The organism is Streptomyces sp. NPDC001156, assembly GCF_053598275.1.
Window position 1 is genome coordinate 1 of sequence record NZ_JBSFJX010000090.1, and the last position, 15523, is coordinate 15523.

General features: G+C 70.8%; 14 protein-coding genes. 6 read left to right on the forward strand and 8 right to left on the reverse strand.

Translation table 11 applies throughout. The features are described from left to right. Positions 1-185: 185 nt before the first annotated feature. Positions 186-1172 carry a helix-turn-helix domain-containing protein gene (locus ACWDA7_RS31575; RefSeq protein WP_450608506.1) on the reverse strand — a complete coding sequence of 329 codons (987 nt, stop codon included), beginning with the start codon at positions 1170-1172 and terminating at the stop codon, positions 186-188. A 223-nt stretch (positions 1173-1395) separates the two neighbouring features. Here ACWDA7_RS31575 and ACWDA7_RS31580 point away from each other — a divergent pair, with 223 nt between their 5' ends. After that, complete coding sequence (locus ACWDA7_RS31580) at positions 1396-2790, forward strand: alpha/beta fold hydrolase (RefSeq protein ID WP_450608508.1); 1395 nt, start codon at positions 1396-1398, stop codon at positions 2788-2790. A gap of 250 nt (positions 2791-3040) precedes the next feature. On the opposite strand, the gene ACWDA7_RS31585 is transcribed toward ACWDA7_RS31580, so the two are convergent. The 6 genes from ACWDA7_RS31585 to ACWDA7_RS31610 form a co-directional block, all read right to left on the reverse strand. After that, positions 3041-3772, reverse strand: a complete 732-nt coding sequence (locus ACWDA7_RS31585) for an NADPH-dependent F420 reductase (RefSeq protein ID WP_450608510.1) — start codon at positions 3770-3772, stop codon at positions 3041-3043. A 4-nt stretch (positions 3773-3776) separates the two neighbouring features. After that, complete coding sequence (locus ACWDA7_RS31590) at positions 3777-4808, reverse strand: LLM class flavin-dependent oxidoreductase (protein WP_450608512.1); 1032 nt, start codon at positions 4806-4808, stop codon at positions 3777-3779. Further along, entirely contained in the window at positions 4801-5850 is a 1050-nt protein-coding gene (locus ACWDA7_RS31595) for an LLM class flavin-dependent oxidoreductase (protein WP_450608514.1), read from the reverse strand. The genes ACWDA7_RS31590 and ACWDA7_RS31595 overlap by 8 nt, the downstream gene beginning before the upstream one ends. A 501-nt stretch (positions 5851-6351) precedes the next feature. Continuing rightward, positions 6352-8499 (reverse strand): putative bifunctional diguanylate cyclase/phosphodiesterase, encoded by a 2148-nt coding sequence (locus ACWDA7_RS31600; RefSeq protein WP_450608516.1) that lies wholly within the window; start codon positions 8497-8499, stop codon positions 6352-6354. Continuing rightward, entirely contained in the window at positions 8496-9308 is an 813-nt protein-coding gene (locus ACWDA7_RS31605) for an SAM-dependent methyltransferase (protein ID WP_450608518.1), read from the reverse strand. Before ACWDA7_RS31605 ends, ACWDA7_RS31600 begins: the two co-directional genes overlap by 4 nt. Before the next feature lie 623 nt (positions 9309-9931). Beyond that, on the reverse strand, positions 9932-10882 hold the full coding sequence (locus ACWDA7_RS31610; RefSeq protein ID WP_450608520.1) for an SCO0930 family lipoprotein: 951 nt from the start codon (positions 10880-10882) through the stop codon (positions 9932-9934). Between the two features lie 703 nt (positions 10883-11585). On the opposite strand from ACWDA7_RS31610, the gene ACWDA7_RS31615 reads away from it, so the two are divergent. The 3 genes from ACWDA7_RS31615 to ACWDA7_RS31625 all read left to right on the forward strand — a co-directional run bounded on the left by ACWDA7_RS31615 (position 11586) and on the right by ACWDA7_RS31625 (position 13493). Further along, positions 11586-11714 carry a hypothetical protein gene (locus ACWDA7_RS31615; protein WP_450608522.1) on the forward strand — a complete coding sequence of 43 codons (129 nt, stop codon included), beginning with the start codon at positions 11586-11588 and terminating at the stop codon, positions 11712-11714. 16 nt (positions 11715-11730) lie between these two features. Continuing rightward, a complete protein-coding gene (locus ACWDA7_RS31620; protein ID WP_450608524.1) occupies positions 11731-12495 on the forward strand; it encodes a bestrophin-like domain in 765 nt (254 codons plus the stop codon). A gap of 185 nt (positions 12496-12680) precedes the next feature. Next, positions 12681-13493 (forward strand): hypothetical protein, encoded by an 813-nt coding sequence (locus ACWDA7_RS31625; protein ID WP_450608526.1) that lies wholly within the window; start codon positions 12681-12683, stop codon positions 13491-13493. Positions 13494-13593: 100 nt separating this feature from the next. Here ACWDA7_RS31625 and ACWDA7_RS31630 read toward each other — a convergent pair whose 3' ends face one another. Continuing rightward, on the reverse strand, positions 13594-13890 hold the full coding sequence (locus ACWDA7_RS31630) for a hypothetical protein (protein WP_450608528.1): 297 nt from the start codon (positions 13888-13890) through the stop codon (positions 13594-13596). A gap of 337 nt (positions 13891-14227) precedes the next feature. On the opposite strand from ACWDA7_RS31630, the gene ACWDA7_RS31635 reads away from it, so the two are divergent. After that, on the forward strand, positions 14228-14875 hold the full coding sequence (locus tag ACWDA7_RS31635; RefSeq protein ID WP_450608530.1) for a class F sortase: 648 nt from the start codon (positions 14228-14230) through the stop codon (positions 14873-14875). Between the two features lie 73 nt (positions 14876-14948). Then, positions 14949-15410: a universal stress protein gene (locus ACWDA7_RS31640; protein ID WP_450608532.1), complete on the forward strand. Its 462-nt coding sequence runs from the start codon at positions 14949-14951 to the stop codon at positions 15408-15410. Positions 15411-15523 lie beyond the last annotated feature (113 nt).

A 15523-nucleotide genomic window follows, 5' to 3' on the forward strand; every position in this document is an offset into this window, starting at 1 on the left:
ACTGCGGCTTCGCGGCGAACGCCGACTGGAACGCAGCCCGGAACATCTTGCACCTGTACCGGATCGGCCTCGTGGCGATCCCGGCTGCCGGAAGGCGCAGTCGTCAGGCGCCAAAACGCGTCAAGCCCGCCGCCGCAAGGTAGGCAGGAATCTCCTTCCCGAGCTTGCGAAGGGAGGAGAGCACTTCAACGGCTTCCCGTCAGCCGGGATCCCTCCGGGGTGCGGCGATAGAGCACGGCCCGCCCGGACCGGGCGCGTGCGACGAGTCCCGCCCGGTGCAGAACGCCCAGGTGGTACGACACCGTTGCGGGACTGAGGAAATGACGTGCCGCGAGTTGCGCGGTGGAGGCCGGTCGCGCCAGCGCCGCGAGCAGCCCGGCGCGGGTGGGTCCGAGCAGCCTGGCCAGCTCGGCGGAGGAGGTCGTCGGCGCGGTGGGCCTGTCGCGCGCGGGATAGGCCACCATCGGCGGCCTCTGCCCGTCCCGCACCGGGTCCACGGACACGCCCGGCCCCGCCGCCACGAGCGACGGCACCACGACGACCAGGGGCACGGCGAGCCCCACCGTGAACCGGCTGTCGATGCGCAGCGTGCCGTCGGCCCACCGGATACCGGGGTGCAGCGAGTTGAAGAGCCGGGCCGCGCCATGCCGTGCCAGCACACCGGCGCACCGGTCGACCTCCGATTCGAGGGCGGCCTTCGCGTCCTCCCAGTGCGGGGCGAAGGCCAGGTCCCAGTAGCGCCGGAGTTCCTCCGCGGCCTGCCGTGCGACATAACCGCCGCCCCGGGCCATCGCCCGTCGTACCTCCGGCGGCAGCTCCGACCCGGCCAGGCCGCTGCGCGGGCGGCCGTCGCGCAGCGCTTCCAGCTCGCCCACGACCCGCTCGGGCGGCGTGGACCGGACCCGCTCCAGTTCCTCCTCGACGGTGGGCGCGGGCCCTGACGGATGCGGACTGAGGAAATCCGGCACATAACCGCCGCCGTCCAGGGCCAGCTCCGACAGCAGCGGCAGACCGGCACGGCGCAACACGCGCCGGGCGCGTGTGACCCAGGGATCGGCGTCCGAGCCCGGGCACACGCCCCATGGCAGCAGCGTCGCCGCGACCTCGTGCAACGGCGAGACCGCGAAGCGGGAGCGGGCCAGCCCAGCGGCGTCCACGGTGAGTTCGATCACGGCTCCCCCTCGGCTACCCCTCGCCCAAGTCCCTTTGTCCCGTGTCCCTTTGCCCCGTGTCCCTTCGAACCTGCTCGAATCGTGGCACGAAAGCTGCCCCGGGTGGCCTGCTCCGCGCAGTCTTGTGGCCGACGAGGACAAGGGGGCGCGGAGGCGCGCGAGAGCCGGGGGGATGCCGGGGATGCGGAGAACACAGCGGATCGGGAAGGCACGGGTACGCGGGATGCGCAGGCCCAGAGCGCTGGCGACGGTCGCGCTGGCCGCCGGCGCGCTGATGCTGTCGGGGACCTGCACCTCGACAGCCCAGGACCGGGCGGCCGCGGCGCCGGCCGGGGAGCACGGGGGACTCTCCGGCGTCGCGGCCTGCCCCGGGCTGGAGGGCTTCAGCTGCGGCACGCTGACTGTCCCGCTCGACCACAGCGGCGGCGTGCAGGGCCGGCTGGGCCTGCAGGTCGCGATGGCGGACAACGTGAAGGCCCCGAAGGGCGTACTGCTGTTCCTGACGGGCGGTCCGGGGCAGCCGGGTGTGCCGTTCGTGGAAGGACTGAGCAAGAAGCTGGCGCCCTTGATGAAGGACTACCGGCTCATCATGGTCGACCAGCGCGGCACCGGTGCGGGCGCGCTGCAATGCCCGCAGTTGCAGAAGGAGATGGGGTCGTCCGATCTCACGCCGCCCACCGCGGGGGCGGTGACGGACTGCGCTGCGGCCATCGGCCCCGACCGCCGTTTCTACGGTACGAACGACACGGTCGCCGACCTGGATCTGCTGCGCCGGGCGCTGGGCGTGCGGAAGATGACGCTGGACGGTGTCTCGTACGGCACGTACACCGCCGAGCGGTACGCCCTGGCGCACCCGCAGCACGTGGCCCGGATGGTGCTGGACTCGGTGGTGCCGCAGACCGGCTACGACCCGATGGACCGCGCCGCCATGCGAGCGGCGCCGCGTGTGCTGACGGAGGCATGCGCGGCGATCGACTGCCATACGGACCCGGCGGCGGATCTGGCCAAGGTGGTGGACACGTACGGCAACGGCGTCGACGTCCTGGACACCCTGACCACCTGGGAGTTCGTGGACCCGGACTACGCGGCGATGATCGACGCCCTGCACCAGGCAGCGGGCGGCGACCCCGCAGAGCTGCAGGGCCTGATCGCGGGCGTGCGGGAGGGAAGCGCGGCCACCGCGGAGGAGCTGAGCCAGGGGCTGCACGCCTCGACCCTGTGCCTGGACGGGCGCTATCCGTGGGGCAGGGCGGACACACCGGTGGCGGGGCGCCAGGAGGCGCTGGAGAAGGCGGGCGCGGACCTGACCCCGGCCGACTACGGCCCCTTCGACGCGGCCGCCGCGACGGGCCTCGGCTCGATGCTCAGCTGTCTGCACTGGCCGCGCACTCCGGTGCCGCCGCTGCCGCCGGAGCACCGTCGACTTCCGGGCGTACCGGTACTGCTGCTCGGCGGCGACCGGGATCTGTCGACGCCGCTTGAATGGCTGTACGACCAGAAGAAGCTGACGCCGCGAGCCCGGGTCGTGGTGGTGCCGGGTGCCGCGCACTCGGTGCAGAACAGGGCGGCGAGCGACAAGGGCCGCCAGGCGGTGTTCGACTTCCTCTTGAGGCGCTGACCATGGAGTGGCTCACCGCACGATCACGGGGGCGGGAGCCCGGGCACCGGCCCGGACGCGGTCGTATGAGACACACATCACCGGGCCGGTGACACCGAGAGCGGAACGCACAACGACGAGGCCCCCACCGGGGATCCGGGTGGGGGCCCCGTCTCTCCTGCCGTGCGGCCGCGCAGGACTGGGACTTCGTCCCGAAGCACGTCGGGCGGGCGCTCGACCCGCGTTCGGCGCGGCCCTCGCGGAGCGAGGGTCAGGCGGCCTGTCCGGTCGACGCCGCGGCGGCCGTCCGCGCACTGAGCACGGTCCGTCCGCGGTCCGATTCCGGGAAGCGGTCGAGCATCGCGCGCAGTTCCCCGGCACCGACATCGGCGCCGAAAGGCTCGGTGCCCGGTTCGAGCCGTACTCCCTCGGCGAGAGGGCCCGCCACGACGGGGTCGAAGCCGACTGCGTCGACAAGGTGCGCGACGGTGGCGAGGTCGTCGGGATCGTCACCGGCGATCGCGATCGCCTTGCGTCCCGGCACCCCCGCGGGCCGGGCCTCGTCCTCGAGGTCGTGGTACCCCATGTGGTTGAACGCCTTGATCACACGCGCTCCGGGCAGGTACGCCTGCACGATCTCGCTCGAGGAGGTGAGCGGGTCGGTGAGGTCCTCGCGGATGCCGTCGACCTCCCACCAGTAGTTCATCGCGTCGATGACGAGCTTGCCCCGCAGCGCTTCGGCGGGAATGCTGCGGTACTTGCCGAGCGGGAGCGCCAGGACGACCACGTCCGCTTCCGCCGCGGCCTGCGCGGCGGCGACCGGGACAGCGCCGGGCGTGAGGACTTCGACGGTGAGGGCGATCTTGACGGGGTCGCCGGATCCAGCGATGAGCACGCGATAGCCGGCTGCCAGGGCGAGTCGAGCCAGCACCGTCCCGACCTTGCCCGCGCCCAGGATGCCGACGGTGCGCACGGCGGCGGTGTCCATGTCTTCTCCGTTCATGGCGTCAGCCGGCGAGGATGTCGCGGACCATCGGGACCACCTTGGTGCCGTACAGCTCCACGGCGCGCAGACGGGCGCTGATGGGCTGTGCCCCCGTGGTGTAGATGAGGTCGAACCGGCCGACGCCGAGTGCCTTGATGGCGCGGGCCATCTTGCGGGCGACCGTCTCGGGAGAGCCGATGTAGAGAGAGCCGTGCTCGATCTCGGCGTCGTACTCTTCCTTGCGGATCGGCGGCCAGCCCCGCAGCGCGCCGATGCGGTCACGGATGACCCGGTAGTGCGGCCAGTGCAGCTCCCGGGCCGCCTCGTCCGTGTCGGCGATGAAGCCCGGCGAGTGCATCCCGACCGGATGAGCGGTCGTGCCGAACTTGTCGGTGGCGCGCTGGTAGAGGTCGATGTACGGCGCGAAGCGCTCCGGGGTGCCGCCGATGATGGCGATCATGAGCGGGAACCCGTACTGCGCGGTGCGGATGACCGACTGGGGCGTACCGCCGACTCCGACCCAGGTGGTCAGGTGCCCGGACTCGGTCTTGGGGAAGACGTCGGCGTTGTCGAGGGGAGCCCGCTTGGTGCCGCTCCAGGTGACGGGCTTCTCCTCCAGCAGCTTGGCGAAGAGCTCGATCTTCTCTTCGAACAGCACGTCGTAGTCGCTCAGGTCGTATCCGAAGAGGGGGAACGACTCGGTGAAGGAGCCGCGCCCGAGGATGACCTCGGCCCGGCCGTTCGAGAGCGCGTCCACGGTGGAGAAGCGCTGGAAGACGCGGACCGGGTCGTCGGAGCTCAGCACGGTCACACCAGAGGCCAGACGGATGCGGTCGGTACGGGTGGCGATGCCGGCGAGGACGGTCTCGGGGGTCGAGATCGCGAACTCTGGGCGGTGGTGCTCACCGAGGGCGATGACGTCGACGCCGGTGTCCTCCGCGAGAACGGCCTCGTCGACGACCTGCCGGATGGCTCGCGCGTCGGACACCGGAGTGCCGGAGTCGTCCTGCGGCACATCACCGAACGTGTCCAGGCCGAAGACGAGATCAGACATGGGTGGGCTCCTTCGTGAGCAGTTGCTTCACCCGCGGGGCGACTTCGCGGCCCAGCAGCTCGATGGTGCGGGCCCGGGCTTCGCGGGGCAGGTTCAGTACGTCGTACTTGAGGTCGAAACGGCTCAGCCGCAGGTCGCGGGCCATCGTGGCGATCTTGCGGGCGACGGTTTCGGGTGAGCCGACGAAGAGCGCGCCCGAGTCGACCTCCTGCAGGTAGCGCTCACGGGTCGGCTTGTAGAACCCGCGTTCCGCCGCGAGTTGGGCCACGAGCGGCTGCCAGTACGTCCACCAGATCTCGCGTGCCTCCTCGTCGGTGTCCGCGACCATCCCCAGCGAGTGCTGGGCGACCGGTCGCCTGGCGTGTCCGAGCTGTTCGAGAGTGCGGTGGTAGAGCTCGACATGGCCGGCGAACCGCTGGGGGCGCCCGCCGATGATGGCCAGCATGAGGGGCAGGTCGTAGCGGGCGGCGCGGACCACGGAGTTCGGGCTGCCTCCCACACCGATCCAGGTGGGGATGCCGCCCGGCGGCATCCGGGGATGCAGCTGCTGCTCGACCAGCGGCGGCCGGAACTTCCCCGACCAGGTCACCGTCTCCTCGCGCTGCAGACGCATGAACAGGTCCAGCTTCTCCTCGAACAGCTCCTCGTAGTCGGCGAGGTCGTAGCCGAACAGCGGGAACGAGTCGGTGGCGGATGCGCGGCCGAGTACGAGCTGGGCACGCCCGTTGGAGACGGCGTCCAGGGTGGAGAACTCGTGGTACAGCCGCACCGGATCGTTCGTGCTCAACACGGTCACCGAGGTACCGAGCCGGATGCGTTCCGTCGCGGTGGCGATCGCGGCGAGCAGGACGGGGGTGGCGCTGTCGTTGTGGCCCCGGCGGTAGTGCTCACCGACGCTGAACACGTCGAGCCCCACGGCTTCGGCGAGCTTGGCCTCCTCGACGATCAGGCGAACGGTCTCGGCGTCGCTCAGCGTGCCGCCGCCATCGGTGGCGACCTCCCCGAACGAGTTGAGCCCCAGTTCGAAGCCTTGGGCCGTCATGGACTCCTCCTGCTGCGCTCTCCGGCCGTGTGTGGCACGGTCGACAACTACTTGACACGTCAATTATCTTCCCATGTGGTTGACGCGTCAACTACAGACAGCGGTGATGGCTCTTCCCGTGTGCGAAGAACAAGGCGGCGCCGACGGTCACAGGGCCGGCGCAGTGCAGGCCGGCTTGGGTAAGAGTGGCGCGGTGGATCTTGCGCCGGGCACGCACACCAGGATGCGGACCCGGCCGTGGTCCTCAGCAGGGGCGCCCTCTTCGTTCACCACGTGGGGACGAGGTTCTGGGCCGGGCAGCGCCGGACCCGGCCTGCACCATGACGTCGCCGAGGCCGTGGCGGAACTGCGCGGCCGTGAGAGAGACCGCGCGCCACTGGTCGGACCGATCGCCGAATACGGGCAGGTCGGCCCGCGGGTGGGCCGGTGAGCCGTTCGCCCGCGACGCGGCCCGTCCCCGTGCGCCGCCCGCCCCCGTGCACGGGCGGACGGATCAGCCCGTCAGCCGGTCGCGTCCACCAGTGCCAGGTCGTGAAGTCGCTCGGGCGGGCCCGGGCGGGCGTAATACCACCCCTGGGCCGTGTCGCAGCCGAGGATCCGCAGCTGTTCGGCCTGGGCGCCGGTTTCCACGCCCTCGACCGTGACCGCGAGGTCCAGGCTGTGGGCCAGGGAGACGATCCCTTCGACGATCTTGAGATCGACAGGGTCCGCCGGGTACTGCTGCATGCTCTGGGTGAAGGAACGGTCCAGCTTGAGGACCCGGACCGGCAGGCGGCGCAGGTTGGCGAGGTTCGAGTAGCCCGTGCCGAAGTCGTCCAGGGCGATGTCAACCCCCATCTCGGCCAGTCGCCGCAAGGGTTTGAGCAGGTCGTCGTCGGCACCGATGAGTGCCGACTCGGTCACCTCGAGGCAGAGCGCGTCCGGTTCGAGTCCCGACTGCTGCAGGATGTCGACGGTGTCGGAGACAAGCCCCGGATGGCTGAGCTGGCGCGGTGACAGGTTGACGTTGATGCGCAGCGGTCCCGCCTGGGCGTACTTCTCCTGCCAGGCGCAGGCCTGGCGGACCGCCTCGGCGAGGACCCAGCGGCCCAGTGGGACGATCAGCCCGGTCCGCTCGGCGAGCGGGATGAAGCGGTCCGGGCCGAGCACACCGTGCTGCGGGTGCAGCCAGCGCACCAGTGCCTCGGCGCCGTGCACGGTGCCGTCGCCGAGGTGCACCAGCGGCTGGTACTCGATGAAGAACTCGCCCCGGTCCAGGGCCGTCGGCAGCGCCGTGGTCAGTCCGTGCCGCGTGATGGCGCGGGCGTCCGCCTCCGGGTCGGCGAGCTCGAAGCGGTTGCCGCCCGCGGACTTGGCCCGGTACATGGTGATGTCGGCGCTGCGGAGCACCTCCGCCGGTCCGCGCTCCCCCGCGGGTCCCTCGACGATGCCGATGCTGCCGCGCACGGTCAGTTCGCGTCCGTCCACGCTGATCGGGGTGACCAGCGCGTTCAGGATGCGCCCGGCGAGCTCGTCCACCTCGCGCTCGGTGTCGGGTCCGGTGGTCAGCGCGACGAACTCGTCCCCGCCGAGGCGCGCGACCATCTCGCCCGGCGCGGTCGCACAGGCCTGCAGCCGGTCGGCGACCTCGACGAGCAACCGGTCGCCGGCCGCGTGCCCGAGGCTGTCGTTGACGGTCTTGAAGCCGTCCAGGTCGAGGTAGCACAGTCCGAACCGGTGGCCCTCGCCCGCCGCGAGCGCCTTCTCCAGACGCTCGAAGAAGAGGGTGCGGTTGGGCAGCCCGGTGAGGGCGTCGTGCGTGGCCTCGTACCGCAGCCTCAGATTCAGCAGGCGCCGCTCGGTGGTGTCCTCCATGAGCGCGAGCTGGTACTGCGGGCAGCCGTCCGCGTCCCGCAGCAGGGACACGGTGAGGTTGGTCCACAGGACCGTTCCGTCGGGCCGGTAGAAGGCCTTTTCGACGTGGTAGTGGTCGCGCTCGCCGCGGACCAGCTCGTCGTACAGCCGCCAGACCTGCGGCGCGTCCTCGGGGTGGGTCCACTCGGTCACGTTGCGGCCGCGCACCAGGTTCTCGGAACCGCCGAACATGCGCAGCAGCGCGCCGTTGACCTGGAGGACATTGCCGTGGAGATCCGCGATACCGATCCCTATGGCCGCGCCCTCGAACACCGCGCGGAAGCGGGCCTCACTGGTGTGCAGGGCCTGCGCCACCGCGCCCTGGGCGGTGAGCGCTGCCTGTGCGATGGCGTCCTGCTCGGCCAGCGTGCGCTCCCGCAGGGCCCCGGCGAACCCGGCGGCCATCGCGTGCTGCAGCCGCGAGGAGCGGGTACGCAGCGCCTCCAGGGCCTCCGCGGAGGCGTCCGGGTCGCCGCAGTAGAGCACCAGATAGGCGTCGATGCAGTCCAGCGTGCGGCTGAGCGCCTCCGGGTCGGTGCAGTGCGCTTCGATCAGCGCCGCGCCGATGCCCTTGGCCACGGTCGCGTCGAAGGTCCTGGCCCGCAGCGCGTCACTGAGCCGCAAGGCCAGTGGCAGCAGCCGTTCCTCGAACTCCGGACGGGTCAGCGACGTCGAGGTGACCGGGAAGACCGCCCGGCTCCAGATCGTCGCGAACCTGCGCAGTCTGTCCTCCGGTCCCCCCGGTTCCGCGGTCACGCCGAGCGCCCCACGCCCGCGAATCCCGCGAAGGCATAAGGATCCTCGTCCTCGGGTGCCGTGTCGGGCCGCCACTTCGGCATCGGCACCAGCCCGGGTTCCACCATGTCGTACCCCTCGAAGAACCGCGCGATCTCCTCGCGCGAGCGCATGATCAGCGGATTTCTGATGTCCTTGTACACCTCGACCGCGCCCTCGGCCCGCTCCTGCGGGAGCGGGATCCCCTCGTACGACGCGTGCGTGGCGATGAGCAGGCTGCCCGGAGCCAGCGCGTCGCGCAGCTCGGCCACCGCACCGTACGGGTCGTCCATGTCCTCCACGAAGTGCAGTATGGCAACGAGAAGGACCGCAACTGGCCGGTTCAGGTCGATCAGTCGCTCCAACTGAGGGCTCGACAGGATCTCCTGGGGCTTGCGGAGGTCGGCCGCGACGACGTCCACGTCGTCGTTGCCCCCGAGAACGGCCTGGCTGTGGGCCACTGCCACCGGATCGTGGTCGACGTACACCACGTGCGCGCCGGGGTGCGTCTGTTGGGCCACTTCGTGGACATTGCCGAAAGTCGGGATGCCGGAGCCGATGTCGAGGAACTGGGTGATGCCCTCTTCGACGGCGAAGCGGACCGCGCGGCGCATGAACGCCCGGTTCGCCTGCGTGATCTTGGGGAGCCCCGGCAGGAACTCCATCACCTTGCGCGCCGCCCGCCGGTCAACCTCGAAGTTGTGCGAACCGCCCAGGTAGAAGTCGTACATACGGGACACGCTCGGCACCGAGATGTCGATGCTTCGCGGGGCCCAGGCGGGGCGCTCCATGTAGCTCTCCATGGCTAGGCGACGGGTGGCCGATCCGGTGTTCGAGCTGAGGCTACTGATCGTCCGCCAACGGAGCGAGCAAAAACGGAAATTGACCGTCCGTTCCCGGTCACAGTGCGTTGCTTATACGACGGGGGGCGGTTTGGGTCTGCCTGCGGCTGTTGGTTGGTTGTGGGTGGGCGCGCCGGTCCGCTCGCGCGTGCGGGTGCGTCGTGGCTGAGCGCGCCCTTCCCCGCGCCCCTGACGGGGCGCTACAGGTCCGCCTGCTTCGACGGGTGCACCCCCGATCGGTGAGTGACCGGTCCGCTCGCGCGTGCGGGTTTGTCGTGGCTGAGCGCGCAGTTCCCCGCGCCCCTGACGCCTCCCGCCGGTGCGCCACCGGTCCGCTCGCGCGTGCGGGTGCGTCGTGGTTCAGCGCGCCGTTCCCCGCGCCCCTTTGGGGCGCGGGGTGGGGGCAAGTGGGCATGCCGGAGGTCCACCCCCCTTCGTGTGGTGTGGAGGGGGGTGGACCTGGTCGTGCGCGTCTGTGTCCCGCTCGTCGGGCACTGCTGTTCGTGTGTCCGCTCCCTCCGCGTTCCTTGCCGACGGGGCGAGACGTTTGATCAACCCTGGGGAGGCGACCTCTACTTGGACGCGCCGACCGGCTTTCCGTCGGGCCGGACGGCGTACCACGTGCCGCCCACGCCCTGCCCGTTGGTGTCTCCGGGGGCCTGGTCGCCGGAGAAGGTGTAGATCGGCCAGCAGTTGACGGTCATCTGCTTGGCGCCGTCCGGGCGGGTGAAGCCCATGAGGCCCTTCTTCTTGACGCCCTTGGTGTCGTTCGCCGCCACAGGGGCGACGACCGGCCACTTCTCCAGGCACGCGCCCGTGCAGTTCGAGACCGACTTGGGCCACGCCTGGTCCTTCATGAAGCGGTAGACCGTCATGCCGTTCTTGTCGACCACGATCTCGCCGAGCTTGGGGTCGTTGCGGACGGACAGGCCCGGCAGGGCGGCGCCCGCCTTCTTGCCGGTGGGCGCGGTGGCGAACCAGGTGCCCTTGACGCCCTGACCGTTGGTGTCGCCTGCCTTGACGTCCTTGGCGTAGCGGTACATCGGCCAGCCGGCGATGGTCAGTTGCTTGGTGCCGTCGGTGCGGGTGACCTCGCCGAGCAGGGACTTGTCGATGCCGGAGGCGGCCGTGGCGCCGTCGGCGGGAACCGGCGGCCAGGCCTTGGCGCAGTCGCCGTCACAGTTGGACTTCGGCGGTTCGGCCGTGTCCTGGTCGAAGCGGTAGAGGGTGAACCCGGCGCCGTCCGTGACGATCTTGCCGAGGTTGGCGTTCTCGATGACGGCCAGCTGACCCGCGGACTGACCGCCCGCGGGGGCCGAGGCGCTCGGGGCGGTGGTGGAGTCGGCGCCGTAGCCGTTGCCGGGGTCCGTCACGCTGGAACCGAAACCGCCTGCGGCAGCGGTGGCCCCCACGTTCTGACTGCCCGTGGACTGGGTGCCACTCTCCTGACCGCACGCCGTCGTGAGCGCCAGCACGGCCGCAGCTGTCGCCACGAGGGAGGCGCTCCGCCAGGATGTCTTCATTCTCAACTCCCGCTATCCGCTTGGGTGTTCGGCTCCCTCTGGGTGCCGTGTATGGCTCTAGGTACGCGCGGGAGCGCCCCAAGCGTTCAATCGGGCCCCACTTTTCTTTCCAGAACCTGTGACGTGTCCCGGCCACTCGTCGCCCACACCCCCCGTTTCGCACATATGCACCCAACCGGTCGCCGCTGAGCATGATCAAGCAAACCATCCGAAGCGGGATCTCCTTCCTTCAGGGCAATTCCCCAGCAGCCGGGCGTACCCGGGCACCGACGCGCCGATGATCTCGATCGTGCATCGACCCGAACGGACCGGATCCGCCCTCCTCACAAGGGCGTTGGCCCAGGTGACGCTGGTGTGGATCCTTGTGGGCGCGCCCGCAGGCGCGGCATCGGCGGACGCGTGCGCGTACGCCTCCACGGGCCCGGGCGGCACGGACGCGGTGGCGATCACGGGGGGCGACATCCTCTTCCCCCCGTGCACTTCACCGAGTCCGAGCCCCACCCCGACGCCGAGCCCGACGCCCACCCCCAGACCCACGCCCACCCCGAAACCGCGGCCTACACCGAGACCCGTGCCGCCGCCTCCGCCGCCGCGCACCGCGGCACCGCCTCCCCGGCCGCGGCCGGCACCGGTGTCCCTGCCCACACCGAGACCCACTCCGCCGCCCCCGCCCCGGCCGAGCCCGTGCCCCACCGCGACCCCGGTGCACTATCCGGCGTACCACGCGGTGACCCGCCCGCGACCGCCGCGCGACGGTCCCTCACCTCTCGTGTTCACCCTGCTCATCGTCGCGCCCGCGGTGTTCGCCGTCGCCGCGCTGCGTCCGCGCTGACCTCTGGAGGCACTCCTTGTCGGAATGGCTTGTTCTCACCTTCGCGATGGCAGCCGCCTGCGTCGTCGTGATCGTGGTGACGTTCCTGCGGCACCGTACGGCGGCGGAGGACGACGATCCGTCCGAGACGCCGGACGTGATCGAATACATGACGATGTGGATCGGCGTGGTGTACGCCATCGTGCTCGGCCTGGCCATCGCCGGGGTCTGGGAGGCCCGCAGCGCCGCCCAGGACCACGTCCAGGCCGAGGCGCAGGCGCTGCACGAGATCTCCGAACGGGTGCGCGTCTATCCGGCCGACGTGCGCGATCGCATCCGCGCCGACGTCACCACGTACGTCGGCCATGTGGTGCACACCGAGTGGAAGACCATGTCGGACCACGGCAAGGTCACGGCGCGCGGCGGGGAGCTGCTGCAGAAAGTCCGTCAGGACGTCACCGACTACGAGCCGAAGAACGACTTCCAGGCGCAGTCGTACCAACCGCTCCTCGATCAGGTGGCCGCCGCCGACGCGGCACGGGCCGCACGCGCCGACGCGACGGGCTCGACCATGCCGCCCGTGGTGTGGTTCGGGCTGATCGCGGGCGCGGTGGTCACCATCGGGATGGTGTTCGCGCTGCAGATTCGGCGCACTCCACGCGAACTCGTCCTCGCCGGGCTGTTCTCCGCGCTCATCGCCTTCCTGCTCTTCCTGATCTGGGACTTCGACGCCCCCTACAGCAGAGGCATCGCGGCCTCGGCGGAGCCGTTCCTGTCGCTGTTCCCGCACCTGCACGGCTGAGCGTCTCCCGGTGCCGGCCCGGCCGCGTACTCCGCCTCCCCTGTGCGGCGCACGGGCTTGCCCCATTCGCGCTTCTGAGATCGCGCGCCCGCACCGGCTTTCCTAGCGTTCCGATCATCGAGGTGCATTTCCGGTGCAGGCGGAATCGGTCCGCAGCAAGGCTCCTCGGGGACCTGGAGGCATCCATGGGCGCGATACGCACACTCTCGGCCACAGTCCTGGGCGTCACCGCCCTGACCCTCACTGGATGTACGTCGACCGGAGGCGGTGACGACGACTCCAACGCGGCCTTCGCCTACAACCTGCAGCCGGAGAAAGTCTCCCCCGGCGGCCGGCTCGCACTGCCCGTTCAGGGCTGCAAGGACGACGCCACCGTCTACTCGGGCGTCTTCGACACGGTCACGATCCCCAAGGGGCGCACCACGGCGACGGCCACGGTCGACCCGGGCGCCAGACCCGGCTCCACGTACGACGTGACGTTCCGATGCGGCCAGGAGTACGGCCACCGTCGGCTGGCCATCGCGGCGTCGAGCGAGGACAACGACGCGAACGGGGACGGATACCGCAAGAAGGGTGGAGGGGACGGAGGGGGATACAACGGGATCGGGAACGGATACGGGATCGGGAACGGATACGGGATCGGGAACGGATACGGCGTCGGAAACGCATGCGGCGTCGGAAACGGATGCGGCGTCGGAAACGGATACGGGATCGGGAACGGATGCGGCGTCGGAAACGGATGCGGCGTCGGAAACGGATACGGGATCGGGAACGGATACGGCGTCGGAAACGGATACGGCGTCGGAGACGGCGGGGGCTACCGCGGGAACGGGGGCGGAGGCGGCGGCGGATACGAGCAGCACGGCGTGCAGGCAGGCGGCGGGGGCAGCGCCGGCGGCTTCGACCCGAAGAAGATCGGTCTTGGCGCGGCGCTCATCGCGGGCACGGTCGGCGCGGCCTGGCGCATGACACGCCGGCGTAGCGCATCCGGGTCCTGACGCGCACCGCCGCCCCTCGACTCACCGCACCCCGGAGCCCATCGGGTTCCGGGGTGCGGTCTGTTCTGGTGCCGGGGCAGGCTCGGTATCCGGGCCGGGATCAGCTCTCGTCGTCCGACCGGCCACGCCACCACAGCACCCCGCCCGCGATGATCGCCGCCGCCACCAGGCTGCCGCCGATCGCCATGTCGGTGGGCGTGGCGCCCGAGGACGTGCCGTCGGCACCGCGACGGACCGCGGCCCCTGCGCCAAGGACGGCGTCCGGCGGGAGAAAGGTTCTCTGACCGGGCGCGGCGACGGCGGTACCCGGCTCGTCCCGGGCCGTGGCCGCCGGTGCGGCGAACCCGAGAGCCGCGGCCGCGATGGCACTGACCGCCAGGGCACGACTGGCATGCATGAGGCCTCCGTGGGAGGCGCCCCGGGGACCGTCCCCCGGTCGAATGGGAGAAAGCACCTCCTCGACGAACCCTCGAACGCGATACGCGCGAGCGCATGTCGGGGGTGACCCGACCCGGTGAGAGGACAAGCGGCGGACCGGACGGGCGGGTTGACGTCGCCGTAGTTCACGACGTGTCAGAAATGCCGCTGATCCGGGCAACTCGGACGGCGTACCGCAGAACCGCCCTCCGCCACCCGTTCGCTCTCTCCCCGTCGCTCACACAGTTCGCTGCGCCTAGCGTTCTTCTTGTTGCGTGACGGACGCGGTGACGGCCGCGTGGAGAGGGGAATCGCGAATGTCTGCGTCCGAGTCGGCCGGCAAGGAGAAGCGTGCTCCGTGGGGCGTGATGGCCTTCGTTCTGCTGACGGGCCTCGCTCTCGTGCGCAACGGATCGGGCGTGTTGCACGTGGGCCCGCCGCAGCCGTCCTCCGCGGCGGCCCCGGGTACCAGCGGCACCCTGAGCCCCACCCGGACTCCCGCCCCCCTGCCGTACTCCGTGGTAAGCCGCGTCCGGATCCCGGCGATCCAGGTCGATGCCCCCGTCATGCCGGTGGGCCTGGACGCGTCCGGCTGGGTGAGCGCGCCGCCGTCCGAGGACCCGAACCTCGCGGGCTGGTTCACGGGCGGGGTCTCGCCCGGCGAGAAGGGCACGGCCGTGATCGTGGGGCATGTGGACAACAAGGAAGGGCCCGCCGTCTTCTACGGACTGGGCTCCCTGAGGCAGGGCAACCGCATCGAGGTCCGGCGCCTGGACGGGAAGACCGCCGTCTTCGAGACCTACGGCAACGAGGTCGTCGACAAGGCGCACTTCCCCGGCGAACGCGTCTACCGCAGCAAGGGCACCCCGGAACTGCGTGTCATCACATGCGGCGGCGGATTCTCCGAGGAACACGGTTACGCGGGGAACGTGGTGGTTTTCGCCCGTCTGGTCCAGGTGCGCTGAGCCGGACCGGCCGTATGGCTTCCCCCGCCGCCCGCACAGCCCCGGACCTGCGACTTCCGATAGCCTCACTGCCGTGACGGAACAGCACTCGCATCGGTTCGAGCGCGGCACCGACGGGCCCAAGGTCATCGTCGTCGGGGTGGACGGCTCCGACTCCTCGCTCCGGGCCGCGGCCTATGCCGGCGGACTGGCCAGGCGGCAGCGTGCGCTGCTCGCGGTCGTGTACGTGCAGCCGGTGATGGCGGCGGGGGCGGCACTCGGGGTGCCGGTCGCCGAGACGACCGACGCGATCGCCGAGGACCTGGTGAAGTACATCCGCGAGGCCACCGAGCGGGTCAAGGACATATTCGAGGTGCGCTGGGAGTTCCACACCTTCCGGGGTGACCCCTTCAACGGGCTGGTCAAGGCGGCCGACGAGCTGAAGGCGGACGCGGTCGTGGTGGGCGCCTCCGAGCAGGCCGGCCACCGCATCGTCGGCTCGGTGGCGATCCGGCTGGTGAAGGCGGGGCGCTGGCCGGTCACGGTCGTACCGTAGAAGCAGCCTCCCGGCGGGGCCGGACCCGCCCGCGAGGCGGCGGCCATGAGTGGTCGCGTCCGGGCGCGAGGGCATGCACGCCGTCTTCCGTCCTTCGCCCGTCTGCGTCATCA